16 protein-coding genes and 1 pseudogene are annotated in these 16,067 nt (G+C 70.5%); 7 read left to right on the top strand and 10 right to left on the bottom strand.

All coding sequences use genetic code 11. The features are described from left to right. Positions 1–120: 120 nt before the first annotated feature. Complete coding sequence (locus ACFY01_RS17525) at positions 121–777, bottom strand: response regulator (protein WP_390736580.1); 657 nt, start codon at positions 775–777, stop codon at positions 121–123. Then, the gene (locus ACFY01_RS17520; RefSeq protein WP_390736579.1) at positions 759–1,988 is read right to left on the bottom strand and encodes a sensor histidine kinase; all 1,230 of its coding nucleotides are present in this window, start codon (positions 1,986–1,988) and stop codon (positions 759–761) included. Before ACFY01_RS17520 ends, ACFY01_RS17525 begins: the two co-directional genes overlap by 19 nt. Before the next feature lie 178 nt (positions 1,989–2,166). Here ACFY01_RS17520 and ACFY01_RS17515 point away from each other — a divergent pair, with 178 nt between their 5' ends. Genes ACFY01_RS17515 through ACFY01_RS17505 form a run of 3 tightly spaced genes read left to right on the top strand, consistent with a single transcriptional unit; the run spans position 2,167 to position 4,477 of the window. Further along, a complete protein-coding gene (locus ACFY01_RS17515) occupies positions 2,167–2,688 on the top strand; it encodes a YceI family protein (protein ID WP_390736578.1) in 522 nt (173 codons plus the stop codon). Positions 2,689–2,741: 53 nt separating this feature from the next. Continuing rightward, a complete protein-coding gene (locus tag ACFY01_RS17510) occupies positions 2,742–3,674 on the top strand; it encodes an ABC transporter ATP-binding protein (protein ID WP_390736577.1) in 933 nt (310 codons plus the stop codon). Continuing rightward, complete coding sequence (locus ACFY01_RS17505; RefSeq protein WP_390736576.1) at positions 3,671–4,477, top strand: ABC transporter permease; 807 nt, start codon at positions 3,671–3,673, stop codon at positions 4,475–4,477. Before ACFY01_RS17510 ends, ACFY01_RS17505 begins: the two co-directional genes overlap by 4 nt. A gap of 223 nt (positions 4,478–4,700) precedes the next feature. Here ACFY01_RS17505 and ACFY01_RS17500 read toward each other — a convergent pair whose 3' ends face one another. Further along, complete coding sequence (locus ACFY01_RS17500; protein ID WP_390736575.1) at positions 4,701–5,054, bottom strand: hypothetical protein; 354 nt, start codon at positions 5,052–5,054, stop codon at positions 4,701–4,703. A gap of 119 nt (positions 5,055–5,173) precedes the next feature. Between ACFY01_RS17500 and ACFY01_RS17495 the strand changes: the two genes are divergently transcribed. From ACFY01_RS17495 to ACFY01_RS17485, 3 genes are all read left to right on the top strand, one after another. Next, the gene (locus tag ACFY01_RS17495; RefSeq protein ID WP_390736574.1) at positions 5,174–5,434 is read left to right on the top strand and encodes a hypothetical protein; all 261 of its coding nucleotides are present in this window, start codon (positions 5,174–5,176) and stop codon (positions 5,432–5,434) included. A gap of 176 nt (positions 5,435–5,610) precedes the next feature. Continuing rightward, positions 5,611–7,995, top strand: coding sequence for a glycoside hydrolase family 44 protein (locus tag ACFY01_RS17490; RefSeq protein ID WP_390736573.1), 2,385 nt, complete (start codon positions 5,611–5,613; stop codon positions 7,993–7,995). Between the two features lie 128 nt (positions 7,996–8,123). Continuing rightward, on the top strand, positions 8,124–8,537 hold the full coding sequence (locus ACFY01_RS17485) for a cytidine deaminase family protein (protein ID WP_390736572.1): 414 nt from the start codon (positions 8,124–8,126) through the stop codon (positions 8,535–8,537). An 8-nt stretch (positions 8,538–8,545) separates the two neighbouring features. On the opposite strand, the gene ACFY01_RS17480 is transcribed toward ACFY01_RS17485, so the two are convergent. From ACFY01_RS17480 to ACFY01_RS17450, 7 genes and pseudogenes are all read right to left on the bottom strand, one after another. Beyond that, positions 8,546–9,535 carry a zinc-dependent alcohol dehydrogenase family protein gene (locus tag ACFY01_RS17480; protein ID WP_390736571.1) on the bottom strand — a complete coding sequence of 330 codons (990 nt, stop codon included), beginning with the start codon at positions 9,533–9,535 and terminating at the stop codon, positions 8,546–8,548. Next, positions 9,532–10,416 (bottom strand): carbohydrate ABC transporter permease, encoded by an 885-nt coding sequence (locus ACFY01_RS17475; RefSeq protein WP_390736570.1) that lies wholly within the window; start codon positions 10,414–10,416, stop codon positions 9,532–9,534. Before ACFY01_RS17475 ends, ACFY01_RS17480 begins: the two co-directional genes overlap by 4 nt. Next, positions 10,413–11,369 carry a carbohydrate ABC transporter permease gene (locus tag ACFY01_RS17470; protein WP_390736569.1) on the bottom strand — a complete coding sequence of 319 codons (957 nt, stop codon included), beginning with the start codon at positions 11,367–11,369 and terminating at the stop codon, positions 10,413–10,415. The genes ACFY01_RS17475 and ACFY01_RS17470 overlap by 4 nt, the downstream gene beginning before the upstream one ends. Before the next feature lie 82 nt (positions 11,370–11,451). Then, the gene (locus tag ACFY01_RS17465; protein ID WP_390736568.1) at positions 11,452–12,804 is read right to left on the bottom strand and encodes an ABC transporter substrate-binding protein; all 1,353 of its coding nucleotides are present in this window, start codon (positions 12,802–12,804) and stop codon (positions 11,452–11,454) included. A gap of 83 nt (positions 12,805–12,887) precedes the next feature. Then, positions 12,888–13,649, bottom strand: coding sequence for a DeoR/GlpR family DNA-binding transcription regulator (locus ACFY01_RS17460; RefSeq protein ID WP_390736567.1), 762 nt, complete (start codon positions 13,647–13,649; stop codon positions 12,888–12,890). Positions 13,650–13,980: 331 nt separating this feature from the next. Then, positions 13,981–14,589, bottom strand: a complete 609-nt coding sequence (locus tag ACFY01_RS17455; protein ID WP_390736566.1) for a zinc-binding dehydrogenase — start codon at positions 14,587–14,589, stop codon at positions 13,981–13,983. 62 nt (positions 14,590–14,651) lie between these two features. After that, positions 14,652–14,933 (bottom strand): annotated as a pseudogene (locus ACFY01_RS17450) (aldo/keto reductase); the annotation flags it as partial. Positions 14,934–15,150: 217 nt separating this feature from the next. Between ACFY01_RS17450 and ACFY01_RS17445 the strand changes: the two are divergent. Further along, positions 15,151–16,050, top strand: coding sequence for an arginase family protein (locus ACFY01_RS17445; RefSeq protein ID WP_390736565.1), 900 nt, complete (start codon positions 15,151–15,153; stop codon positions 16,048–16,050). The last annotated feature ends 17 nt before the right edge of the window (positions 16,051–16,067 follow it).

Raw genomic sequence — 16,067 nt, 5'->3', positions numbered from 1 at the left:
ACCGCGTGTGTTCCCGCGCGTCAGGACCAGGTGGCGTCCTCGACGAGGCCGGCGACGCGCTGGACCGCGCGGCCCTCTTCCTCACCCAGCACATCCGCACCCGGCGACGCAGGAAAAACCCTAGACGTCGACGATGCCCGCGTCGTGGGCGAGAAGGCCGGCCTGGGTGCGGTTGACGCAGCCCAGCTTGTCCAGCGTCCGTGAGACATAGCCCTTGATCGTGGCCTCGGAAAGGTACAGCCGGGCCGCGATCTGCGCGTTGGACAGCCCCTCGCCGAGACCGGCCAGCACCTGGAGTTCCCGCTCGGTCAGTGAGCCGGTCAGCTCCCGGGCGCGGTCGCGGGCCGAGAGGCTGTCGGTGGAGGCGGCGACGAGCCGGCGGGCGGCGGAGGGCGACAGCACGGTGTGCCCCTGCGCCGCGGTCCGCACGAGATTGATCAGCTCCTCCGGCGGGGTGGACTTCACCAGGAAGCCGGTCGCCCCGGCCCGCAGCGCACGCAGCACGTACTGGTCGGCGTCGAAGGTGGTCAGTACCACGATGTTCGGCGGGTCGGCGAGCTCGTTGATGCGTTCGATGGCGGTCAGCCCGTCCATGCCGGGCATGCGCAGGTCCATCAGGAGGACGTCCGGGCGGCCGCGCCGGACCGCCTCGACGCCGGCCGCGCCGTCGTGCGCCTCGCCGACGACCTCGATGTCCGGGGCGGAGCCGAGGATGGTGCGCAGGAATCCGCACACCATGGGCTCGTCGTCCACCACCACTACCCGGGCCACGCCCATACCTCCGATCGTGCGGTCGGGACGAACGCGGGCAGCGTCGCCTCGAGGCTGAACCCGCCATCGGAACAGGGTCCGGCACGCAGTGTGCCGTGCACCACCTCGATGCGCTGCCGCAGATGCGCGATGCCCAGACCGGATCCGGTGGCGGCGAGGGCGCTGCGGGGCCGGCCGTTCGACGGCGTGTTGTGGACGGTCAGCCGCACCTGTGCGGTGTCGTACTCCACCCGCACGCGCACGCGGGCGCCGGGAGCGTGCTTGCGTACGTTGGTCAGCGCCTCGCGCAGCACCCGGTAGGCGGTGCGCCCGACCACCGGTGAGGCCAGCGCCGGGTCGCCTTCCTCGATCAGCTCGGTCGGTACACCCACGGCCACGGACTCGGCGACCAGGTCGGCGAAGCCCGCCACCGAGGGGGTCTGGTCGCCCTGCGGCGCGGTGCGCAGAATGCCGACGAGGTCCCGCAGTTCCTCCAGCGCCTGGCAGCCCGCGGCGCGCAGTTCCTCCGCCGCCTGCCGGGTCGCCGTATCCGCTGCCGTCATCTTCAGGGCACCGGCCTGGAGCACCATCAGGCTCACCCGGTGGGTGACCACGTCGTGCATCTCACCGGCGAGCCGGGCGCGTTCCTCGGCGCGGGCCCGTTCGGCCAGCAGATGACGCTCCCGTTCCGCGCGCTCGGCACGCTCGACCAGGGCCTGCACCAGCCTGCGGCGGGCATCGAAGTACAGCGCCAGCAGCGGCCCGACCCCGGTACGCAGCAGCCCGACCATCATGTTCGTGACGGACGGATCCCAGGGCCGCATGACGACGAGGGTGAACGCGGCGAGCGCCAGGTACGCCGTCCGGCGGCTTCGCTGGTAGAACAGCGGCCCGTAGGCGGCCGGCACGGTGGACAGGGGCGCCCATACATTGCCCTGGTGGGCCGGCTCCAGCACGCCCGCCGGTGAGACGAGCAGAGTCACCGCGAGCGTGAACGCGCCGAGCACGCCGACGACGGTCAGCGGGGCGGTGCGGCGCACGGCGAGCGAGGCGCAGGCGAGCGCCTGCACGCCCAGCATGACCCAGGCGAGCGTGCCCGGGTGGCCGGGCCACCAGGTGCCGCCGGCCAGTGTCGTGCCGGTGTCGAGCAGCACGAAGGCGGCCGCGATCGTCACGTCCACGGCGAGCCGGTGCCGACGGTGCCACGGTCCGTCGCACGCCCCCCGGTCGTCGGTCATGACGCTTACCGTAGGGCATCGGCCCCCCGGACCCACCCCGGCCGGTGACACCGCATACCTCCGCCTCGGCCGGACCCTACGAAAGTCGCATGCCGGGCTTCGTGAGCAAGCCTTCGTCGGGTGAGGAACCAACCGCTCGCCCTGCCGCCCGACTTGGGCGCCGGCGTGGAATGGGGGCATGGATGCGACAGGCAACACCGCCATGACGACTCCCCGGCTCGGCCGCTACACGATCGACACGGACAACTCGTCCATCTCGTTCAAGAGCAGACACGTCTTCGGCCTGCTGCCGGTGCGCGGCACCTTCGCGGTTCGCGGCGGCACCATCGAGGTCACCGAGCCGCTCTCCGCCTCGCGTGTGCACGCCGAGGTCGACGCGCTGAGTTTCCGTACCGGCCACGCCCAGCGGGACACCGCCGTACGGTCGGCGAAGTTCCTCGACGCCGACCGGCACCCGCTGATCACCTTCGTCTCCGGCCAGGTGGACGCCACCGGGACCACCGTCGCCGGCACGCTGACCGCATGCGGAACCTCCCGGCCCGCACGCCTTTCGATCGTGCGCTGCGAGGTGCTCGCGGACGCCTTCACCGTCCATGCCACGACACAGGTCGACCGCACCGAGTTCGGTGTGACGGCCGCCCGAGGCATGGCCGGGCGCCGTCTCGACCTGACGCTGGACATCCGTTGCCTCCGCGTCTGACACCAAGGGCCGCGCACCGAGCGACGGGAGGCGGCCATGACACTGACGCGGTCGTGGTGGAGGACCTGCACAAGCGCTACGGCAGCGTACCGGCGGTGCGCGGGGTGAGCTTCACCGTCGGGCACGGGGAGATCTTCGCGCTGCTCGGCCGCAACGGGGCGGGAAAGACCACCACCATGGAGATCCTGGAGGGGTTCCGGGGCCGCGACTCCGGCCGGGTACACGTACTCGGCCTGGACCCGGGCGAGAAGGCCACCGAGCGCGTCCTGCGCGAGCGGATCGGGCTCGTGCTCCAGGACATCATGGTCGAGCCCTATCTCACCGTCCGCGAGACGATCGCCCGTAACGCGGGCTACTACCCCGCGCCCCGCGACATCGACGAGGTGATCGGCCTGGTCGACCTCGCCGGGCGGGAGAAGAGGAAGGTCCGGACGCTCTCCGGCGGTCAGAAGCGCCGCCTTGACCTCGCGCTCGGCATGATCGGCAACCCCGGCCTGCTCTTCCTCGACGAGCCGACGACCGGGTTCGACCCGAACGCGCGCCGTGGCGCCTGGCAGGTGATACGGGACCTGCGCGACACGGGCACCACCGTCCTGCTCACCACCCACTCCATGGAAGAGGCCCAGGAACTGGCCGACCGGCTGGCCGTGCTCGCCGACGGACGGATCGTGGCCCAGGGCACCCCCGCGACCCTGGGCGGACGCGACACCGCACGCGTCCTCATCCGCTTCGCGCTGCCGCCCGCGACCACCGTCGCCGATCTGCCCGTCGCCGCCACACCCTGCCAAGGCCAGGACGGCATGGTCACCGTCGAGTCCGCGGAGCCGACAGCGACCCTGCACCGGCTCACCGACTGGGCGCTGCGCCGCGACACCGTGCTCGCCGGGCTGAGGATCGACCGGCCGAGCCTGGAGGACGTCTATCTGCGCCTGACCGACCACGACCACAGCGCGCCGGACCGCACGCCGGACAGGAGCACCCCGTGAGCATCGCCGCTCCCCGCACCCCGGCAGGGCAGCCGCCGAACCGTGGCCTGCGCCTGCTGTGGCACCAGATCCGATACGAGCAGCTGTCGTTCTGGCGCAATCCGCAGAGCGCGTTCTTCACGTTCGTCTTCCCGGTCGTCGTCATGACCGTCTTCGGCGGGCTGTTCGGCGACATCGGCAGGAGCGAGTTCTACTACGGGCGATCCGCGCTCCAGTACTACGTGTCCACGATCGCCGCGGTGTCCGTGCTGGGCTCCTGCTACAGCCAGTTGGCGATCGTCCTCGCGACGCGACGGCAGAACGGAATACTGAAGCGGGTCCGGGCCACGCCCCTGTCCGCCTCCGCGTACTTCGCGGGTCTGCTGGCGCACTGCGTCCTGGTGAGCGTCGCCGACGTCCTGCTCATCACGGCGGTCGGCACGCTCTACGGCGTCCCGCTCCCCGCCGGCGCGCAGTGGCCCGCGCTCGCGGTGTCCGTGGTGCTCGGCGCGGCCGCCTTCTGCACCCTCGCGGTCGCGGTGGCCTCGCTGATCCGCAACGCGGAGGCGGCCCCGGCGGTCGTGCAACTCGTCCTGTTCCCCCTCGTGTTCATCTCCGGCACATACGTGCCGATCCACTCCTCCGCGCTGAACGGCATCGCCGGTGCGCTGCCCGTGAAACCGTTCAACGACGCCCTGCTCCGCGCCTTCACCACGAACCACGCCGGCCTGCCCTGGCAGGACTACGGCGTCCTGCTGCTGTGGGGCGCGGCCGGCGCCGTGGTGGCCGTCCGACGGTTCCGCTGGGCCCCACTCGCCGAGTGAGGGGTCATGCTCCGTCCGCGTCGCCTCGGCCGGACGGGACTTGGGGCCCAGGTGCGTCCCGTGGGCGAACGGCAGCCCGCGCACGGTCGGTCTGCCCGTCGCGGGTTCGCCGCCTGCCGAGTGCCGGTCCATGCCCCGGTCCGAACGAGCCGCCGCCCGGACCCGCCGGCGTGTGGTCGCGACGGCATCGGCGGATCTGACGAGGAGGGCGCCGTCGCCGTGACTACGGGCGGTGGACGGTGACGCCGCCGAGGAGGCCCCAGGCATCGATCCGGACCGTCGGGCCGCCCGGCTCGCTCGGGCCGTCGTCCTTCACGCCGCCCAGACGCAGCCCGCGGACCTCCACGCGGACCTCGGGGCGGACCTTGAGGCTGACGCCGCCGATCAGGCTCAGCTTGGTGATGCGAAGTTCGGCGCCGTCCGGGATGTCGATGTCCGTGAGGTCGACATCGGCGCCGCCGATCAGGGATGCGGTGATGGTCCGCTCATGGAGCGCGGCTCCGTCCAGGCGGTGACCGCCGAGGAGGCTGACCTTGACATCGGTCTTCTGCGGGCTGTCCCCGTCGCTCTTCGTCATGGGAAGAACCGTACAGACGGAGGCGCTTGGCCCCGCAGTGTCCGCCGTCCCGTGCTGCGCATGACAAGTGTCATACAGGCGCAGACAGCAATTGCTCCAGTCCGTCGCGCCCGCGTCCCATGCACTGGGCGCTGACCGACCGTCGTCTGCTGTTCTTCGACGCCAAGGCCACCACGGGCCGACCCGGCAAGCTGCTCGTCGCCCTGCCGCGCGAACTGGTGTCCGCCGCCCCGGTGAGCAAGGCGCTGCTCGGTCTGGGGGTCCAGACGGCCTCGCGGCACGCATCGCCGTCGCCGCCTGAGCGGCCGCCCGTGACGGCCGCGTCCCGACGGCTTGCGTCGGGACGGTTGACACCGCCTCGAAGGTCGCTGAACATGTGAACGCTGTGGGAGCGCTCCCATACCTGGGGCGCGCTTTCCGCGTACAGGCTCCCCCCACCGCACATGTACGCCTGCTCCGCGCACCCCATTCGTCCCCCACGTCCAGGTCGTGCGGCACCGCCCGACCGGGGCGGCCAGGGCCCTGCCGCGCGGCCGCAGGGAAGGTGATCATGCGCATGACTTCGAGAGCCGTGCTCGCGGCCGTGGTCCTCCTGATGGCCGGAGCTGGCCCGGCGGCCGTACCCGCCGTGGCGACCGCCTCACCGGTCGCGGCACCGCGGGCCGCTGCCGCCGGTGACGGCCCCGCGCTCGGCGTCGACGCCACCACCGGCCGCCGCGCCATCGATCCGCACATCTACGGCATGAACTTCGCCGACGAGTCCCTGGCCGCCGAACTGCGGCTGCCGGTCCGCCGCTGGGGCGGCAACGCCACGACCCGCTACAACTACAAGCTCGACGCCTACAACGCGGGCGCCGACTGGTACTTCGAGAACCTGTACTACAACAACGACACCGCGAAGCTGCCGGACGGCTCGGAAGCCGACAAGTTCGTCGAACAGAACCGTCGCACCGGCACCGACACCGTCATGACCGTGCCGATGACCGGCTGGACGACCGCGGCACGCAACAGCGCCTGCGGCTTCAGCATCGCCAAGTACGGAGCCCAGCAGGGCAGCGACGCCCAGTGGCGGCCCGACTGCGGCAACGGAGTGAAGACCGACGGCACGAAGGTGACCGGCAACGACCCGGCCGAGACCAGCACCGCCATAGGCGCCGACTTCACCAAGGGCTGGGTGCAGTACCTGGACAAGACCTACGGCACCGCGAACGACGGCGGGGTGCGGTTCTACAACCTCGACAACGAGCCCGACCTGTGGTGGAGCACCCACCGGGACGTGCACCCGACCGGACCCGGCTACGACGAGATCCGCGACACGACGTACGCCACCGCGGCCGCCGTCAAGGACGCCGACCCGGCCGCACAGACCCTGGGCCCCGTCGGCTGGGGCTTCAACTCCCTGGTCTACTCGGGCCTCGACCAGAAGACCTGCGGCGAGCAGGGCGGCGACTGCTGGTCCAACCCGCCGGACCGGGCCGCCCACGGCGGCGTCCAGTTCGCCCCCTGGTACCTCCAGCAGATGAAGGCGTACGAGCAGGCCCACGGCCGCCGCATACTCGACTACTTCGACGAGCACATCTACCCGCAGCAGTCCGGCGTGTTCGGCGGCAGCGACGACGCCGCGACACAGGCGCTGCGGCTGCGCTCCACCCGGCAGCTGTGGGACCCGACCTACGTGGACGAGAGCTGGATCAACCAGGCCGTCCAGTTCATCCCACGGATGCGCTCCCTCGTCGACACCGACTATCCCGGCACCAAGCTCGCCATCACCGAGTACAACTGGGGCGCGCTGGACAAGATCGACGGAGGGCTCGCCCAGGCCGACGTCCTCGGCATCTTCGGGCGGGAGGGCCTGGACCTGGCCACCCTGTGGGACCCGCCCAAGTCCACCGACCCCGGAGCCTTCGCCTTCCGGATGTACCGGAACTACGACGGCAACGGCGGTTCGTTCGGCGACACCTCGGTGCACGCGGCCAGCGCCGACCAGGACAAGCTCGCCGTGTACGCGGCGGAACGCAGCTCCGACCACGCGCTGACCGTGATCGTCGTGAACAAGACCACCGGCGACCTCACCGCGCCGGTGTCGGTGACGGGCCGCACCGCACCCGCCTCGGCCGCGCAGGTCTACCGCTACGGGCAGGACGACACCACCGCGATCAAGCACCTGGCCGACCAGCCGGTGTCCGGCGGCGCCTTCACCGCCACCTTCCCCGCCTACTCCGTCACCGAGTACGTGCTGCCCGCCGGGTCCTCCACCGCCACTCCGCCCTCCGCACCCGGCACTCCGACCGCCACGTCCGTCGGCACGGACCGGGCGACGTTGAACTGGACGGCCTCCACCGCCGGTTCCTCGCCGGTGGCGAGCTACCAGGTGTACTCCGGCGGCCCGGCCACGACCGCGCCGGTCGCCACGGTCGACGCACCGACCACCTCGGCCACCGTCACCGGTCTGTCGCCGTCCACCGCCTACACCTTCCGCGTCGTGGCCAAGGACACCGCCGGCCGCAGTTCCCCACCGTCGTCCGCGCTGCGGGTGACCACGGCGGCCGCCCCGGCCTCCGCCTGCACGGTCGACTACAGGGTGACCAACGACTGGGGCACCGGCTTCACCGCCACCGTCACGGTCACCAACAAGGGCGCCGCCCTCAACGGCTGGCGGCTCGGCTTCACCTTCACCGGGAACCAGAAGGTCACCCAGGGCTGGAACGGCACCTGGAGCCAGAGCGGCACCGCGGTCACCGTCAAGGACGCGGGCTGGAACGCCGCCCTGGGCACCGGTGCCTCCGTCGGCGTCGGCTTCAACGGCGCCTACACCGGCACCAACGCCGTGCCCCAGGACTTCACCCTCAACGGCAAGTCCTGCACGGCGCCCGGCACCGCGGCGGCGGTCCGCGTCACCGCGGCGGTCGGACACGCGCCAGGCAGGCACGCCGTGCGGTGACACCTTGCCCGAGGCTGTGCGTGTTCCGCCGCCCCGTCGTCCGGCGGAACACGCACACCGCCGATATCCGCTTGCACGCCCTCGTCACCCGGGTCAATCTCTCCTGACACCTGACGAAGGCAGCGAAGATGACCACGCAGACCCACCATGTCGACCAGGAACTCGTCCAGGCCGCGGCAGACGTCGCGCGCACTCGATGCCGGGGCGACAACCACACCATGGCGGCCGCGGGCCGCGCCCGGGACGGCCGGATCGTCACCGCGGTGAACGCCTACCACTTCACCGGAGGACCCTGTGCCGAGCTGGTCCTCATCGGCACGGCAGCCGCCCAGGGCGTCTACGAGCTGGACACGATCGTCGCCGTGGGCGACCGCGACCGAGGGGTGGTGCCCCCGTGCGGCCGGTGCCGTCAGGCCCTCCTCGACTACTTTCCCGCCCTCAAGGTCATCGTCGGTCAGGGCGAACACTTCCGAACGGTCCCCATCACCGACCTGCTGCCCGAAAGCTACGTCTGGGCCGACCACCAACTCGACGCGGAGTAGGCCGAAGGTCAGGGCAGCACCACGATCTTGCGTCCCTGACCGGCGGCGAACCGGTCCAGCGCCTGGGGGTACTCCGCCAGCGGCAGCCGGTGGCTGATGAACACCTGCGGATCGAGTACCCCGGCCGCGAACAGTTCCGCAGCGCGCTCGTAGCTGTGCAGCACCGCCATGGAGCCGGTGATCGTGATCTCCTGGTTGTAGATGCGGTACGGCGAAATGGTGGCCGTCGTCGCGTAGTCGGAGACACCGAACTGCAAGAACGTGCCCGCCTTGGCGACCCGCTCCAGGCCGTCCTGGATGGCGGCGGCGTTGCCGGTCGCGTCGACGACCACGTCCCAGCCGGCCGGCCGCCCCAACTCGTCGGCCGAGAGCGCCGCCTGGGAGCAGCCCAGCTTCTCAGCCGTCGCCAGCCGCTCCGGGTTGACGTCGACGACATCCACCGAAGCGGCACCGGTGCGTTTGGCCAGCTCCAGCATCATCAGGCCCATCGTCCCGCTGCCGTAGATCAGCACATGGGAGCCGAGCCTGCTGTGGAGCACGTCGTAGCCGCGCACGGCACAGGACAGCGGTTCGATCAGTGCCGCGTCCTGGACGTCCACATGGTCCGGCAGCCGCACACAGTTGGCGACGGGCGCCACGGCGTACTCGGCGGCTCCACCCGCGACGGTCACTCCGATCGCCTGCCACCGGTCGCACAGGTTGTTGCGTCCGGCCCGGCAGTAGCGGCACTCGTTGCAGTACAGCGACGGGTCCACGGCGACCCGGTCACCGATCGCGAGTTCGGTGACCTCACGGCCGAGGCCGACGACCTCCCCGGCGAACTCGTGGCCCGGCACGACCGGCAGGGTCGGTGCGAACTCGCCCTGAAGGATGTGCAGATCGGTCCCGCACAGCCCGCAGGCCGCCACCTGGACCACGACCTCGCGCGGCCCGGGAGTGGGGTCGGGCACCGTGCTGACGGTGACCTTGCCGGGGGCTTCGATGACGGCGGCTTTCACTTGACGGCTCCTAGGGACAGGCCGCGGACCAGTTTGTCCTGGGCGGCGAAACCGGCGATGAGGACCGGCAGGGACACGAGCGTGGCGGCGGCGCACAGCCGGGCGAGGAACAAGCCCTCGCTGGTGATGAAGCCGACGAGGAAGACCGGCGCGGTCGAGGCGTTGGTCGCGGTCAGGTTGACGGCGAACATGAACTCGTTCCAGCTGAAGATGAAGCAGATCAGCGCGGTGGCGGCGAGCCCGGGCATGGCGACCGGCGCGACGATCCGCCACAGCACGGTGAGCAGGCCGGCGCCGTCGACCTCGGCGGCCTCCAGGATCTCCTTGGGGACCTCGGCGAGGAACGAGCGCATCATCCACACCGCGATCGGCAGGTTCATGGCGGTGTAGAGGACGATCAGCGTCCACACGTTGTCCAGCATCCCGGCGTCCTTGACGATCAGGTACACGGGCAGCAGGGCCGCGATGGCCGGCAGGAACTTGGTGGACAGGAAGAAGAACATCACGTCGGTCCACTTCTGGACCGGCTTGATGGACAGCGCGTAGGCCGTCGGCACCGCCAGGGCGAGCACCAGCAACGTCGAAATGACGCCGGCCATGGCCGAGTTGAGGAGGAAGGGGGTGATGTCCCGGCTGAACAGGAGCTTGTACTGGTCGAAGGTGAGGGAGGCGAAGGGGGTCGGCGGGTTGGTCGCTGCGTCGGCCTCCTGGTGGAAGGAGGTGAGCACCATCCACGCCACCGGCGCGAAGAACGCCAGCGTGGCGAGCCAGGCCACGAAGGTCCACACCGGTGACAGCTTCGGGGTACCGCCGTGGTCGTCGCGGCGGCGGATGATCCTCTTCAGTCTCGCGCCCGGCGCGGCGACGGCTGCTTGGGTCATCGGGACACCTCCTCGCGGAACAGCGACGCGATGGTGCGCAGCGCGAAGGTCGCGATCACGATCGAGCCGAGCACGACGACCACGCCGGCGGCGGCCGCCTGGCCGTACTCGTACTTGCGGAACATGGTCAGGTAGATCTCGTAGGGCAGATTGGTCGTCTGGGAGCCGGGGCCGCCCTGGGTGATGGTGTAGACGGCGTCGAAGGTCTGCACGACGTAGATCGTGCCGAGCAGGACGCCCAGCTCGATGTACTGGCGCAGGTGCGGCAGGGTGATGTGGCGGAAGGTCGCCATGGCGGACGCCCCGTCGACACGGGCCGCCTCCAGGACGTCACCGGGCTGCGCCTGAAGACCGGCCAGGAGGATCAGCATCATGAAGGGGGTCCACTGCCAGACCAGCGAGACCACCACGGCGGGCATGGGGTAGGAGGAGACCCAGTCGACCGTGGGCCCGCCGGTGGCTCCGAAGAGCCGGTACACGGCGTTGAGGGTGCCGTTGAGCAGGCCGTAGTCGGGGTTGTAGATGGCGTGCTTCCACAGCAGCGCCGCGGCGACCGGCATGACGAGGAACGGCGCTATGAGCATCGTCCGGGCCAGACCGCGGCCGATGAACCGGCGGTCGAGCAGCATCGCGAGGCCGAGGCCGAGGACCACGCTGACGATCACCACCGACGCGGTCAGCACGACGGTGTTGAGCACCGCTGTGCGCAGCCGGTCGTCGGTGAAGACGAACTCGAAGTTGGACAGGCCGGTGAAGTGCCGGTCGCCCGGCTTCAGGATGTTCCACTGGAACGTGGAGATCACGAGCGTGGCCACGAAGGGCAGTTGCGTGACGACGATCGTGAAGATCAGCGCCGGCAGCAGCGGGACGCGGCGCCGCCACTTGCCGACGGCGGACGTGCGCGGGCGGATGGGCGGTGGTGCTGTCTTGGGAGGAGCGGTGAGCGCGGTCATGGATGATTCCTCTGCCGGTGACGGCCGGGGTGGGGGAGGGGCGCCCGGCCGGGGGGAGGGCCGGCCGGGCGGTTCGAGCGGGTCACTTGTAGTTCTTGGCGACGTCCTCGGCGAGCTTCTGGCCGTCGTTCAGCGCCTTGTCCACGCTGCTCTTGCCGGCGATGGCGGCGGAGATCTCCTGGGTGACCTTGGTCCCCAGGTCCTGGAACTCGGGGACGGCCACGTACTGGACGCCCACGGTCGGCCTGGGCTGGACGCCCGGGTCGGCCGGGTCGGCGCCCTCGATGGACTTCAGGGTGATGTCACCGAACGCCCCGGCGGCCTTCTGGTACTGAGGGATCTCGTACGTGCTGGCCCGCTTGCCGGCCGGTACGCGCGCCCAGCCGAGCTTCTCGCCGACCAGCTTCTCGTACTTCTTGCTGGAGGCCCACAGCATGAACTTCGAGGCGGCGTCGGCCTTCTTCGTGGTCTTGGGCATGGCCCACGCCCAACTCCACAGCCAGCCACTGCTCTTGGTCTCGGCGGTCGGTGCGTAGGCGTAGCCGACATGGCCGGCGATCTTGCTGGAGCTGGGGTCCTCCAGTGAACCGGCCGCGCTGGTCGCGTCGTACCACATCGCGACCTTCTTCTGGCTCATGGCGTTGAGGCACTCGGTGAAGCCGGACTGCGCCGCCCCCGCCTCTCCGTGCTTCCTGACCAGGTCGACGTAGAAGTTGGTCGCCTTCTTGAACGCCGGGCTGTTGACCTGAGCCTTCCAGTCCTTGGTGAACCAGGTGCCGCCGTAGGTGTTGACCACGGTGGTCAGCGAGGCGCCGAGTTCACCCCAGCCGGCCAAGCCGCGCAGACAGATGCCCCGCATGCCGGGCTGGGCGCCGTCGACCTTGGCCGCGATGCCGGCGATCTGCTGCCAGGTCGGGTGCTCGGGCACCGTGATGCCCTTCGCCTTCATGACGTCCTTGTTGTACATGAGGAAGGACGACTCGCCGTAGAACGGCAGGGCGTACAGCTTGCCGTCCGAGCCGGACAGCGACGTGACCATCGGCTTGAGCAGGTCCGACTTGTCGAAGCTCGCGTCCTCGTCGGCGTACGAGCCGAGCTCGTGCAGCCAGCCGTTCTTCTGCCAGATGGGGACCTCGTACGCGCCGACGGTGGCGACGTCGTACTGGCCGGCCTGGGTGGCGACGTCCTGGGTGACCTTGTCGCGCAGCTCGTTCTCGGGAAGGATCGTGAAGTTCACCTTGATCCCGGTGTCCTTGGTGAAGGTGTCCTTCGTGAGCTTCGCGATGTCCTCCATCTGCGGGTTGCCGACCATCAGCACGTTGATGCTCTTGCCGCCGCCGGAACCGGTGGAGCCGCCGGCCCCGCTACAGCCGACCAGCAGTGAGCCCGCGGCCGTGGCCGTGACGAGGACATGGGTCGTTCTTCGTGTGCGCATGACTGACTCCAGTGCGTGTTTCGAGGGCATGGGGAACCAGACCCCGGACGTGCGGGGTGCTGGGATGCGGAAGGAACTGCGGCTCAGACCCGGATGACTTCGGGGCCCAGCAGTGAATAGCGGTGCGCCTCGGAGGCGGGCAGTCCCGCGTCGGTGACGATCGCCTCGAACTCCGTGACGTCCGCGAACCGGCAGAAACTCACGGCACCGAACTTCGTGTGGACCCCGGAGAACACCCGGCGCCTGGCCGCCCTGAGCACCTGGGCCTTGACCTCACTGACGGCGGGATCCGGCGTGGTGAGGCCGTACTCGCGGGAGATGCCGTTCGCGCCGACGTACGCCAGGTCGATGACGAAGCCGGACAGCATGCGGGTCGCCCAGTGGCCGACCGTGGCAAGCGTTCCGCCCCGCACCCGGCCGCCGAGCAGCAGCACGGTGATGTTCTGGGCGGAAGCCAGGTCACCCGCGGTGGCGAGCGAGGAGGTGACCACGGTCAGCGGCCGGTCGCGGGGCAGGGCGGCGGCGATGAGCTGCGGGGTGTAGCCCTCGTCGACGAAGACGGTCTCGGCGTCCCCGAGCAGTGCGGCCGCGGCGGCCGCGATCCGGGACTTCTCTGGGACGTGCATGGTGGTGCGGAAGGCGAGCGTGGTCTCCCAGCCCGCGCTCTCCACGGGATGGGCGCCGCCGTGGGTGCGCCGGACCAGTCCGTGCCCCTCCAGCAGGTTCAGATCGCGCCTCACGGTCTCCTTGGAGACCCCGAGGTCGGCGGCGAGTTTTCCCACGTCCACGGACCCAGAACGGCGTGTTGTTTCCAAGATTCCGCGTCTTCGTTCCTCGGCGTCCACGGCGACACCTCCGTTTCACGGCTCCGCGCGTTGTGCCTGCGCCGGCTCTTTCAGGGAGCCCGACCCGTCGGGCCCCGGTGGCCAAATTTCTACAAGGCGATCGCCCTTACTGACCAGGTTCGCCGTAGCGCGGTTCGTGACCGAATGTGCCCGGGTTCCGGAGTCGGGAGCCCCTGAATGATGCGGCGGAGTACTTAACGACGTGGGAGGCTGCTGCCCGCTCGCCGCCCGATGTGTGCCCGTTCGCTGCCTGTTCCGCCGAACGGATCCGGACACCCGGCTGGGAGTCGGCCCCGCCGCACCCGGGTTCCTGGTCCCGCACAGCGTCGACTCAGCCGGCCTGCCGAAAGGTGAGGACCACTCGTCCGCGGAGGCCACCCGCCGCCGGCAGCCGATGCGCCTCGGCGGCCTGTTCGGCCGGCAGGGTTTGCGCGACCCGCGGGGTGAGCCGGCCTTCCTCGGCCAGCCGGCGGAGGCGGTCGAGCTTGGCGTGTTCACGTGCGTACCGGGGCACGAACGTCGTCCGGGTGACGATGCCGCGGTCAGCGGACACCGCGACGCGGTGGACCGACCATGCGATACGGCCGTTGTCGCGTACCGCGCTGGAGGCGAGTTCGGCGATGCCCGCGGTGTCGACGAGCCCGTCGACACCGTCGGGTACCTCCCTGCGGATCAGCTCCGGGTACTCGGTCCCGCGCGGCAGGACGACATCGGCGCCCAGGTCCTTGACCAGTCGCCCGTCCTTCGGTGCCGCGTCGACGATCACGCGGTCGGGAAGCTCCAGCAGGTCCAGGGCCATGCGTGCGGTCAGCCCGTTCATCGGCAGTGTGGCTGTCGGGACGTCGGTGAGCCCCACCGGAGTGCGGACCACCGACTCGGCGGGCACGACGAGGCGTTCCGCGCAGGCGCCGTGCGTCCCGGAGATGACCGCGACGGCCATGACGCGGTCGCCGACGGTGAGTCAAGACTTTCCCGGTCGACCGAGGGGAAGTGCTGTGCGTGGTCGAGGAGTTCCTCGAGGTGGTGAGCCATGTAGTTGCTGACTCCGATGGCACGGGCCTTGCCCGTCTCCAGGAGGTGCTCCATGGCTCGCCAGGTTTCCAGGCGGATGCCGGGCACCGGCCAGTGGACGAGGCAGAGGTCGATGTGGTCGACGCCGAGCAGGCGACGGCTGCGCTCGAAGGCGTCGAGGGCCGACCGGTAGCCGTGATCCGCGTTCCACGGTCTGGTGGTGATGAACACCTGGTCACGGTCAAGGCCGCTGTCCCGCAGCCCATGGCCCACGTCCGAGGCCTGGCTCGCGTGGCCGGCGGGGCTGCGGAAGACGCCCAGACCGAGGACCGGGATTCGCACTCCACCGCGCAGCGGCAAGGTGTCGGCGGGGCCGGTGGGGGCTGCGGTGGGATTCCGGGGTCGTGCTCGACTCGCCCCCACCCGTGGCGCGCTGAGGATTCCCGCCCGGTCCCGGCGACCTGACGGGTGACCTTGTCACAATGGGCGGATGAGCCGTCGCCTCGTTCTCCTCGATGCCCCGTCGAATCTCGGTCTCAGGCCGCCCGTCGAAGGAGCGGTGCCAGGTTGCTACAAGCTGGCCGGTGCCCTGCGTGAGCAACGCCTGCTGGCGCGGCTCGGCGCGGACGAGGGGGGAGTGGTCGTGCCGCCCCGCTACGACCGCGGGGAGTGGAAGGAGGGCGACGGCGTCTTCCACGCGCAGGCCATCGCCGCTTACACCCGCAGGCTCGCCGACCGCATCGAGACACATGTGCGGGCCGGAGACTTCCCGGTGGTCCTGGGCGGGGACTGCTCCATCCAGCTCGGCGCCTCACTCGCGCTGCGCCGTGCCGGGCGGTACGGGATCGCCGTGATCGACGGATCCGCCGACTTCCGGCACCCCGGCAACTCCGATCGCGTCGGCGCCGCGGGTGGTGAGGAGTTGGCCCTTGCGACCGGCCGTGGGCAGGCCGACCTCACGGATCTCGAAGGGCTTCGCCCGTACGTACGGGAGAGCGACGTCCAGGTCTTGGGTATCCGGGACTACGACACGGAGCGCGCCGAACTCACGGACTCGGGCATCGCGAGTGCGACGGTGGGAGAGATCCGGGAGCTCGGCGCCCGGCAGACGGCCGGTGCGGCGCTGCGCACGCTGGAGGCGCCCGCTCTCGACGGCTTCTGGGTGCACCTCGACGCCGATGTCCTGGATCCATCGGTGATGCCCGCCGTGGACAGTCCCGACGACGGCGGGCTGCTGCCCGAGGAACTCGCCCCGCTGCTGCGGACGTTGGTCGGCTCCCACCGGTGCGTGGGGCTCAACGTCACCATCTACGACCCCGATCTCGACCCGGACGGCTCCTGCGCGGTGCTGCTCGCCGACCTGCTCGTCTCGGCTCTCGCCCGGCCCTGACCGGCTTGCCGGAGGCT

It is taken from the genome of Streptomyces sp. NPDC001480, assembly GCF_042894725.1.
Taxonomy (GTDB): domain Bacteria; phylum Actinomycetota; class Actinomycetes; order Streptomycetales; family Streptomycetaceae; genus Streptomyces.
This window is presented reverse-complemented; position numbering and strand designations above follow the sequence as displayed.